At 43.8% G+C, this 10,461-nt stretch carries 10 protein-coding genes; 3 read left to right on the top strand and 7 right to left on the bottom strand.

What is annotated here, in order from left to right:
* Window positions 1-184 precede the first annotated feature (184 nt).
* Window positions 185-874, bottom strand: a complete 690-nt coding sequence (locus O9290_RS09415) for a lecithin retinol acyltransferase family protein (protein WP_288058966.1) — start codon at window positions 872-874, stop codon at window positions 185-187.
* Window positions 875-1,175: 301 nt separating this feature from the next.
* Between O9290_RS09415 and O9290_RS09410 the strand changes: the two genes are divergently transcribed.
* Complete coding sequence (locus O9290_RS09410) at window positions 1,176-1,409, top strand: hypothetical protein (protein WP_002771307.1); 234 nt, start codon at window positions 1,176-1,178, stop codon at window positions 1,407-1,409.
* Between the two features lie 22 nt (window positions 1,410-1,431).
* On the top strand, window positions 1,432-1,926 hold the full coding sequence (locus O9290_RS09405; RefSeq protein ID WP_039899628.1) for a phosphoribosyltransferase: 495 nt from the start codon (window positions 1,432-1,434) through the stop codon (window positions 1,924-1,926).
* 82 nt (window positions 1,927-2,008) lie between these two features.
* Here O9290_RS09405 and cydB read toward each other — a convergent pair whose 3' ends face one another.
* Both cydB and O9290_RS09395 read right to left on the bottom strand, forming a co-directional pair.
* Window positions 2,009-3,022: a cytochrome d ubiquinol oxidase subunit II gene (cydB, locus tag O9290_RS09400; protein WP_002753098.1), complete on the bottom strand. Its 1,014-nt coding sequence runs from the start codon at window positions 3,020-3,022 to the stop codon at window positions 2,009-2,011.
* An 8-nt stretch (window positions 3,023-3,030) separates the two neighbouring features.
* Entirely contained in the window at window positions 3,031-4,458 is a 1,428-nt protein-coding gene (locus O9290_RS09395; protein ID WP_288058968.1) for a cytochrome ubiquinol oxidase subunit I, read from the bottom strand.
* 232 nt (window positions 4,459-4,690) lie between these two features.
* On the opposite strand from O9290_RS09395, the gene mnmG reads away from it, so the two are divergent.
* Window positions 4,691-6,598 carry a tRNA uridine-5-carboxymethylaminomethyl(34) synthesis enzyme MnmG gene (gene mnmG / locus O9290_RS09390; protein ID WP_288058970.1) on the top strand — a complete coding sequence of 636 codons (1,908 nt, stop codon included), beginning with the start codon at window positions 4,691-4,693 and terminating at the stop codon, window positions 6,596-6,598.
* Between the two features lie 382 nt (window positions 6,599-6,980).
* Here the strand turns inward: mnmG and O9290_RS09385 are convergent, their stop codons facing one another.
* The 4 genes from O9290_RS09385 to O9290_RS09370 form a co-directional block, all read right to left on the bottom strand.
* Window positions 6,981-8,966, bottom strand: a complete 1,986-nt coding sequence (locus tag O9290_RS09385) for a CHAT domain-containing protein (RefSeq protein WP_288086930.1) — start codon at window positions 8,964-8,966, stop codon at window positions 6,981-6,983.
* A gap of 429 nt (window positions 8,967-9,395) precedes the next feature.
* A complete protein-coding gene (locus O9290_RS09380; RefSeq protein WP_288059456.1) occupies window positions 9,396-9,830 on the bottom strand; it encodes a type II toxin-antitoxin system death-on-curing family toxin in 435 nt (144 codons plus the stop codon).
* Window positions 9,831-9,834: 4 nt separating this feature from the next.
* Window positions 9,835-10,059: an AbrB/MazE/SpoVT family DNA-binding domain-containing protein gene (locus O9290_RS09375; RefSeq protein ID WP_012267820.1), complete on the bottom strand. Its 225-nt coding sequence runs from the start codon at window positions 10,057-10,059 to the stop codon at window positions 9,835-9,837.
* A gap of 66 nt (window positions 10,060-10,125) precedes the next feature.
* Window positions 10,126-10,377, bottom strand: coding sequence for a DUF2283 domain-containing protein (locus tag O9290_RS09370; RefSeq protein WP_079209174.1), 252 nt, complete (start codon window positions 10,375-10,377; stop codon window positions 10,126-10,128).
* Window positions 10,378-10,461: the final 84 nt, after the last annotated feature.

Raw genomic sequence — 10,461 nt, 5'->3', positions numbered from 1 at the left:
AAAAGCCACTCTTAATCGTGTCTTGGAACGAAATAGAGGCTTTTAAAGACTGCGTACATGGAGAATTAAAACAAGAATTACCCTCGAAAAGCCTATTTTTCCACTAAGTATTTATGCTCATTGCAAAGGTGAGATGCTCCCCAAGAATCCCCGTCTCTTTAGAGCGGGGAGTGTCAAATCCAGACTAACCGTTAGCAATCACCAGACTTTTAAGAACATTTTCGGTCATGGCCGCTAGTTGATCCAATTGTTCCTGATGGCGTTTTGCCTGTTTTTTGGCTTCTACCTTGCGTTTCAGGGCTTCCCGGGCTAAATCATCGCGATTTCTACTTAAAGCTTCGATCGCTACTCGATTCCATGTTTCTGCTTCTTGAATGGCTTTTTTGTACTGGGGTTGAATTTCATCCCAACTCACCTTAAGATTGCTTAAAGCCCCTTTTAACAGGGTTTGGGCATTGTTGGGGTCGGCTCCGATGAGGGATTTTTTCAGAGGTTCGTAGAGTCCCACCGCTTGTAAATGGGTAATAATCGGGATAAATTCTTCTATCTGTTGACTTTTGCTAATACCGGTCTTACACCAAGTGGCAAAATGTTCGCAGTTGTTAAAAAGAAGATTATATTTCTGCTCCCCCAGACGACTTAGCGCCCTTTCTACCACCACATCGGGGATAAAGGAAAATCCCACCTCTACATGGCGCACCAGATGGATTTTACCACCCCTAGCAAAGGTTTCTAGGGAAGTTCGTTCGACAATTTCGCTCGGTTTTCGGTAATGAATGACGCTACCATCACCGCAATCGATGCCATGATGGGCATAAACACCCTGAAGATTGAGCAATTCCCGATAGGCGTATATTTGATCCCCTTTAGCCATATTTTTTTAGTGATAAAGTAAACAAGGAGATTGTCTATTGAGTCAGTTTTTCTGGTTATTAATCTTCGTTTTCATGAAAATATTCCCGATCGCGATTTGTCAAAACCTATTATAGCATTTATCTTAATAGTGAGGTACAAAGTTTTCCTTTGGGGGAGTCGGTCGTCAATACCAAATTAGGTTACACTTCATCTTTATGGGAAACGCTGTAAAAATTATCGAAGCAGAAATTGAGAACTATAGCCTAAACACCAGCGATTCAAGCCCCTTTTTGACTGTTAACCCCCTTAACCCAGAGATTATGGATGCTTTTAGTCCCTTTCCCCCTGACTGGACAGAGAATGCTGTTCACGCCTACAATTTTTGTTGTCCTTACTGTGGGGCAAAAGCTAAAGAAGCTCAGGCCGTTTGGATCAATCGCCGCGCTCCCGTTTTAGGAGAAGATTCTCGACGTAAATGGCAGGAATTCTATCATTGTCAATGCGATCGAGTTTGGTGGGCCTGGAGTAGTGATCGACCTGCGGAAAATAAGTAATTCTGAATCGGGAATGGAAAATATGGCCGATGTTTATGTTTCTTGGGATGAATACCATCGTCTGATCGAAAAATTAGCAGTAAAAATCGATCATTCTGGTTGGCAATTTGCTCAGATTGTCTGTTTAGCTAAGGGAGGATTGCGCGTCGGTGACATTCTCTGTCGTCTTTTTCGTCAACCCCTAGCCATTCTCTACGCTGCTTCCTACGGGGGGCAAAATCATCAAATTCGGGGAGAATTAACTATTTCCTCGAATTTAGCCATGATCGAAGCCAAATTAAAGAGTCCCTTGTTATTAGTGGATGATTTAGTCGATTCGGGAATCACTCTCCAAAAAACCTCGATTTTGTTACAGGAAAAATACGGGATTACCAATATCAAAACTGCGGTGATCTGGTACAAAGCGGCATCAAGAATCAAACCTGACTATTATGTGGAATATTACCCCGATAATCCTTGGATTCATCAACCCTTCGAGCGTTACGAGTTAATTACACCCAAAGACCTCCTAGAATAAATTCAGTTTAGCATCAGAGGTAGAGAGTTTCCCCTTAAAAATCCCACCAAAGAAGATTCATGTCTGAAATCGGCAACGTCATCTATTCTCCGTAGGATTCAGCAGTAATTTTACCCCGAAAAACGATGTAATTATAAACTGTATAAGCTAGTAAAATTGGGATTAAAAAACCCACAAAAGTCAGCATAAACACCAAAGAACTAGGGGCGGCCGCCGCTTGATAAATTGTCACTGACGGGGGAATAATATCGGGGAAAATCAACAATCCCAAACCGATAAAAGAGAGCATAAACAGCAATACTGTCCACACCATCGGAGTGTTTTCTTCCTTTAGTTGCAAACTCCGCAGTAATAAACCCAGTAAGACCACAGCTAAAATCGGGATGAGGATAAAGATGTAAATTAGTCGAGGGTCAAATAAACGCTGACGGATATGGTCAGAAAGCAGCGGCGTACTGATGGTGATAAAGACAGCACCGATAAAAGTGGTAATAGCGGCAATTTTTGCCGTTTTATAGTGAACTTCCTGTAAATTACCCGTAGTTTTCAGAATTAGGTAAGTGGAACCCACTAAAACATAAGCTTGGATTAAAGTTAGAGAAACTAGAATCGATCGCCATGTTAACCAATCAAAGGGGCCGCCGGCAAAATGACCCAATTCATCCACTTTAATGCCCTCAAAAACCGCACCGAGGGCGAATCCTTGCCCCAAAGCGGCCAAAAAACTGCCGAGTCCGAAGGCATAATTCCAGAACAACTTGCGACGAGAATGTTCACGAAACTCGAAGGAAACAGCCCGAAATAACAGCCCCACCACCATAATCACTGCCGGCAGGTATAAAGCGTTTAAAATTGTCCCGTAAGCTAGGGGAAACGCCCCAAACAGGGAACCACCCATCAAGACAATCCAAGTTTCGTTAGCATCCCAAACATTGCCCAAACTGGTCATTAAAATACTGCGACGCTTCTCGGAGGAGGAAGTCAGGGAAAGAATTCCCACCCCCAAGTCAAAACCATCGAGAAGGACGTAGAGAAACAGGAATAAACCCAGAATAAAAAACCAAATTTGTGGCAAAAAATACTGTAACGGTTCCATAGTTCCTCCTATTGTTGCGCTTCTAGGGAACGAGGATTTAGTTCGGGTGAGGTCACTTTTTCCTCTTGAGTCCCCGGCAGTGGTAAGTTAAGATTGGGTCCCTGACGGATAATAAGACTGCCAAAATAGAGAGCAGAAACCAAGAAAACGACATAAATCGCCGTAATTCCGATTAAAGAGGTTAAAATCTCGCCTGCGGGCAGTTTAGAAGCAGCATCCACTGTCCGGATTTGATTGTAAACTGTCCAGGGTTGACGACCGACACAACGGACAATCCAACCGGTTTCAACCGCAAGATAACCCAGAGGGGCTGCAAAAACCCAAGCGCGCAGTAACCATTTTTGACTGTCGATTTTTTCGTTACTCAGTTGACCGCGCAGCCATTGCCCGACAGTTACAGTCATTAAAGAAGCAAGAAAAAGACCGATAGCGACCATAATCCGGAAGGAATAATAGATTAGCCCCACCATGTGCGGTCTGTCTTCGTATTTCCACGTTTTTAAGCCGAGAACAGGTTCCGATAACTTGGGTTTTAATTCCAAAAGATAACCCAAAGCATTAGGAATCTTCACTTCCCAGCTATTTGTCTCCGCTTTATCCTTGGGTAAAGCAACCAAACTCCAACCGGCAGTTTCTCCCGCAGGAATGGTTTCCCATTGCGCTTCCATGGCGGCTAATTTAGCCGGTTGATAGTGATACACTTGTTCGGCACTAAGATGACCGACAAAAATTTGCAAGGGGGCGATAACAATCGCTAGAGTAAGAACAATTTTGAGAGAACGACTAAAAAAGCTAATGTGACGTTTATTGAGCAAATACCAAGCACTAATACCACCAATGACGAAAAGAGAAGTTTCCAGAGTAGCGAAAAACATATGCAGGAAACTATTAACCATGAAGGGATTGAGAATCGCTTGTAGGTAATCCTGAACGATAAATTTACCATCCACGAAAATGCCGCCGGCGGGGGTTTGCAGCCAAGAATTAGCGGTTAAAATCCAGAAAGTGGAAAGATTAGCCCCGAAAGCGACGAGAATTGTCGCTAGGAAGTGAATTAACGGGGGAACTCGTCCCCAACCAAACAACATAATTCCCAGAAAACTAGCCTCTAGCATAAAGGCCATGGTTCCCTCGAAACCGAGGATAGTTCCGAAAAAGTCCCCCACCGCTTCCGAAAAAGGCGCCCAATTCATGCCAAACTGGAAGGCCATGGGTAAACCAGAAGCAACTCCAATGCCGAAATTGAGAATGTAGAGTTTTGCCCAGAAGCGAGCGTGATGATAGTAGTCAGGATTGCGGGTTTTTAGCCATAATCCTTCGACAATGACTAGATAAATGCCCATACCAGTGGTTAACACCGGCCAAAGCATATGGAAAATAGCGGTGACGGCAAATTGTATCCGCGACAAAGCGACGGGATTGGCAAGTAAATCCATGATTACAATCTTTAAACGATCGTGAAGATATGATAAGCACCTATAATATTTAGCCAGTAATGCCCTGAAAAGGCAAGGGTAAATAGGGATTATACAGATTGTTTTTAGATTTATGCGATCGCTTTGGTGTTAGTCAATGACTTAGTTAGTATTCTTGTATTATATTGGGGGGAAAACTCAGAAAAATTGCTAGAATATTAGCCTGATTAATTAATTTTCCCCTCGATCGAGTATGACTTTCTCCTCAGCCGCAGACTTTCAAGATGAATTTGATGTCATCGTCGTCGGGGCGGGCCATTCCGGCTGTGAAGCGGCCCTAGCTTGCGCCCGTCTCGGTTGTCGTACCCTTCTCCTCACTCTTAATCTCGATAAAATCGCTTGGCAACCCTGTAACCCCGCCGTCGGTGGTCCGGCTAAATCCCAATTAACCCACGAAGTGGACGCTTTAGGCGGCGAAATTGGCAAAATGGCCGACCGCACCTATCTGCAAAAACGGGTTCTTAATGCCTCTCGTGGACCGGCAGTCTGGGCCCTACGCGCCCAAACCGATAAACGGGAATACGCGGCGGTGATGAAAGGTATCGTCGAAACCCAAGCCAATCTGGTTATTCGGGAAGGCATGGCCACAGACCTGATTTTAGGGGCAAATGAGCAAGTTTTAGGGGTAGAAACCTATTTCGGCACTTGTTTCGCCGCTAAAGCCGTCATTTTAACCACTGGCACTTTTTTAGGCGGCAAAATCTGGATCGGCGGCAAGTCTATGGCAGCCGGACGGGCGGGCGAATTTGCGGCGGTGGGTTTAACAGAAACCCTAAATCGTCTCGGATTCGAGACTGGTCGCCTAAAAACTGGCACTCCTGCCCGTGTGGATAAGCGTTCGGTGGATTACTCCCGTATGGAACCGCAACCGCCCGATGACGAGGTACGTTGGTTTAGTTTTGATCCAGAGGTGTGGATCGAACGGGAACAAATGAACTGTCATCTCACCCGCACCACGGCGGCAACTCATCAATTAATCAGAGATAATTTACATTTATCCCCCATTTATGGCGGTTTTATTGACTCCAAAGGGCCGCGTTATTGTCCTAGTATTGAGGACAAAATCGTCCGTTTTGCCGATAAAGAAAGTCATCAAATTTTTATTGAACCGGAAGGGCGCGATATTCCCGAACTTTATATCCAAGGCTTTTCAACGGGACTGCCGGAAAATGTTCAATTAGCAATGCTGCGGACTTTACCCGGTTTAGAAAACTGTGTAATGTTGCGTGCTGCCTATGCAGTGGAATACGATTATTTACCAGCAACTCAGTGTTATCCAACCCTGATGACGAAGAAGATTGAGGGGTTATTTTGTGCGGGACAAATTAACGGGACAACCGGTTATGAAGAAGCGGCAGCCCAGGGACTGGTGGCGGGGATTAATGCGGCCCGGTTTGCTTTAGGAAAAGAGTTAATTGTTTTTCCCCGGGAGGAAAGTTATCTAGGAACTTTGGTCGATGATTTGTGTACCAAGGATCTGCGGGAACCTTACCGGATGTTAACCAGTCGTTCCGAATATCGCTTAGTATTGCGATCGGATAATGCCGATCAAAGATTAACACCTTTAGGGCGAGAAATTGGCTTAATTGATGACCGGCGTTGGCAATTATTCCAAACTAAACAAGCTAATATTATCGCTGAAAAAGAACGCCTACACGAAACCAGAATTAAAGAACGGGATCAGGTGGCAATTGCCATCGTTAAGGATACAGAACAAAAAATCAAAGGTTCTCTCTCTTTAGCGGATTTACTGCGTCGTCCTAGCTTGCATTATTTCGATCTTGATCGTTATGGTTTAGGTAATCCCGATATAAATTTAGCCGAAAGAGAAGGGGTAGAAATTGAAATTAAATATTCCGGTTATCTGAAACGACAACAAAATCAAATTGACCAAATTAGTCGCCACAGTAACCGTCATTTATCCCCCGATATTGACTACATGAAAATCGAAACTTTGTCAATGGAATCCCGGGAAAAATTAACAAAAATTAAACCCGCCACCATCGGCCAAGCCTCGCGAATTGGCGGAGTCAATCCCGCCGATATTAACGCTTTATTAGTGTATTTAGAAATGCGGCAGATGTCGGCAGTTAAAAGTTAGGAAATAATTCTGATTATCAGCGATCGAGAGTTATCATCGGCTGCTTAATTAGGGTTTGCTGAATAAATGTGAAATGTAGGCAAGGTAAGGGTTTTGTGGCTTTTCTCGCGAAACAGGTGCAAGATTTTGAGAGAATCATGCTTCAAAACCTTGCGTCTTCATCGGCCCGCCTCCTGTAGGGGCGAAGCATTCGGGCAATAACCTATCGGTGAAACCGTAGATTTTCTATCCGAATGCTTCGCCCGTACTTTTTCAGCAAACCCTAAGTGGGTGGGTGGAATTAAATATAAAATGAACGTAGGTTGGGTTGAAGCATGAAACCCAACGCCCGCATGGGTTACGCTACCGCTAACCCATCCTACAAATAATTGTGCCTACCTACTTAATTAGCAGACCCAATCAAAATAAAGGGCGACCAAAAATAAGGATGGCTTTTAATTTGACTAAGTTTGGCCTGTCGCATGGCTTCACTTTTACTCATGCCATTCTTGAGATTTTGATAAAATTGGGTCATAATTTCGGCACTGGTATTATCTTCAGCATTCCAAAGACTGGCTATTACTGATTTAGCACCGGCTCTTTCTAGGACGTAAGCAAGTCCCGATATTTCCTGTCCGTCTGCGTTGGCTTCCTTGGCGGTTTGACAGGCACTAAGAGTGATTAATTCGGTATTTTTTAAGCCTAATAATGCGGCATCGGCGATGTTATATTGCTCTTTGTTGGCGAACAGAATACTATTAGCTTGCATACCCAAATTAGGACAGCCAGCGAGGTCAAAACAGCCGTGAGTTCCGAGGTGTAAAATCGAGAAGCGAAAGGCTTGTTTTTTGAATATATCTAGAGTTGCGTTTGTACCGAGATATTTTTCACTTCCCGGAAAGATTTTGCTGATAGTTTCTGCTTCTATTTCTGTGCCTTTAAGTTCTTCTTGGGTGGGTTTAGGGTTAGCAAATGCTAGGCCTTGTAAGGGTTTTCTTTCGGTCGCGGGAGGGGTAGATGTGGAGATGCGAGTTAAATAATAAATTGGATATTTTTCTAGGAGAACTTGGTCATTTTTCTTATCGTAGAGGGTTTCAAAGGGAATATAGCGCAGTTGTCCACTAGCGATAATAGCGATATTTTTCGGGGAACTGGTGGCGATTTGGGACTCAATGGGACGGATTAAAATCTCGTATAATTTACTACCGGTAACGAGGTAGTCGGCATTTTTATAGTCGGCTAATTGGGTACGGTATTGACTGACAAGTTGATTAAAATCATCGGCTTTTGCATCGCTTTGGATAACGGTTAGTTTGTCTCTGGTAATAAGGAATAAGGTGGCTTTATTGCCTAAGAGAACGGGTTGAATAACGAGGGTATCAGGAGCGATATTTTTCTGGAGTTGGGCGATGTCGGTGGGTTTGGTTTCAAAAAGTTCAGCAATTTCAGGATATTTATCTCCGATAGTTTCCGCATTTTTATACACTTTTTCCTCGAATTGTCGGATCTGTTGTGCTAGTTCTTCCGAGTATTTATCCTGTAGTTGTCGGCGCATTCCTTCGAGTTGTCGATTGTCGGTGTTCCAGTTATCAAGTGCTTTTTGTGCATCGAGATCAGCAACTTTCGCATTAATCAGGCGATTGTAATCGGCGAGATCGGCAGTAGTGGCGAGGTTAAGCCATTGAAAGGCTTTTTCTGGTTGATTTTGTTGGATGAGGAGATCGGCGAGATTGTTTACGGTTCTTTCGTTAGAGGCTAAAAAATCCTTGCGATCGTCGCGCAATAATCCCCCACGCATATCTAGATAAATGTTTAGAGATGCTTCTAGGTTTGTTATAGCTTCCGCGGGCTGTTTGTTATCTCGGTAAGCTACGCCAAGATTGTTGAGGCTGAGAGCTTCTCCAGCGCGATCGCCTATCTCCCTATTGATAGCTAAAGACTGTTGATGGTACTCGATCGCCTTTTGGTACTGTCCGAGGGAACTGTAAGCGATTCCTAAACTGCCTAAAGAATTGGCTTCCCCTTGGCGATCTCCGATCTCGCGGGCGATAGTTAAATACTGTTGATGGTACTCGATCGCCTTTTGGTACTGTCCGAGGGAACCGTAAGCGATTCCTAAACTGCCTAAAGAATTGGCTTCCCCTTGGCGATCTCCGATTTCTCGATAAATCTGTAAGGCTTTTTCCCAAGATTGTAATGCTTCCCGAAATTGACTGGTTTGATATTGTTGAATACCTTGTTGCAAAAGTTGATCCGCTTCTGCTTTCCTCGCATCCGTATTTTGCGCTATTACCGCAGGGACGAGAGAGGAGAGTTTCCCGTTAACAACTGGTAGGGTGACGGTAGCCACCAGAGAAAGGGTAAGTAAGGCGTAAAATTTGGGATTCATAGTTATTTCCGCTATCAGTTATTAGTTAATACACCTCATCATGAGTTCCAATGTTAATCAAAACTATCCTATCTGTTTGATTTTTTTCGTCTCGTTCTAAATAGAAAATGATGAGGCAATCATAACTACAGGAACAGGCTCTCAATTCCTGATATTCTCCCCTGACTCGATTAACATTTCTTGCTGTTCCCTGGGTAATTGACTAACCAACTCCAGCGCGTTTTCAAAGGTAATCATATTGAACTCCCTTGTTAAATTTAATGCGATAACAGTCCTATTTAAGTACGAAGATCTGATCAATGACATAATTTTTCCCCTCGCTAACCCGACATTAGAGGAATCTTTAATAAATGTTTCCTAATCCAATCAGCTAAGGGACTTGCGTGGGAATAATATCCCAATCGATCGGAGGGCGCAAGCTTTGCGCCCCTACAGTAACGGATTTTGTCCACAATGTAGGGGCGAACTGCGTTCGCCCAAAAGGTACATTATCAAAGCGCAAGTCCCTAATTGTTCCTCTGAAAGCTTACCAACAGCAAGATCGATCCATATCTGGTATTTTTCTTCACTAGAAGCTTGAAGATCGTAGCCATTGAGCCTGAGAAAAGTCCTCGTCACTACATAGGCCGTTCTCTTATTCCCATCTACAAAAGGGTGATTCTTGACAATCCCATAAGCGTAGGCCGCTGCCAAAGAAGCCATGTCAGGAGGCGACTCAGAATAAGCCAGAAGATTTTGCGGTCGGGAAAGTGCGCTTTCTAGCAACCCCTCATCTCGAATACCCTCTAATCCACCATGCTCGGCTATTTGGCGGTGATGAATCGCGAGAGCTACCCCATCAGCTATCCAGATTAGCTGGTTCATGAGCCTAAGTTGCCAGCTTTCTCAAAACATTCCAGTCTTCGCGCATCACTTCCTCCGCCACTTCCATTTGCTGGACAAATTCGGGGTCGTAGGGTGTAAGCTCAAAGCCATTCGGCGTTTCCAAGACGTAGAGCATATCGCCTTTACTAAGGCGCAGCTTCTCCACCAACTCTTTCGGGAAAATCACCCCCATAGAGTTCCCTACCGTTGTGACTTTTAACTTAATCATCGTTTTTTGACTGAGTAAATATGTCAATTATAGCACCTCCCATATTTCCTGAATTTCTCACATCACTTAACAATTTAGTATTAACTTTCCGAACCATTGTCTAATCTCTTGTTTTTCACTCTCTTCCAACGGAAAATCAATATTTTTGAATTGTTCGGCCGTTCTCTGTTTGACTGCTAAAATCTCAATCCCTACAATCCTATCCGTCTCATCGTAATCATAGACAATCCCCGGCGCTAGTTCCTCAGAATCAATAACCTTTCCCTCAAAACGACGAATATAAGCGGCATTAGCGGCTCGATCATAGTCTATTTTCATAGTTGCTCCTTTAATCGGCGTTCAAAATGGACAGTTACCAAAAGATTATAATTACTAAGTAGGTAGGCGTTAAAAATTATCAGA

The sequence above is a fragment of the Microcystis sp. LE19-41.2A genome (assembly GCF_027530405.1).
GTDB classification, from domain to species: Bacteria; Cyanobacteriota; Cyanobacteriia; order Cyanobacteriales; family Microcystaceae; genus Microcystis; species Microcystis aeruginosa.
The sequence above is the reverse complement of the archived record's forward strand: the minus strand, read 5'-3'. Positions and strand labels throughout refer to the sequence as shown.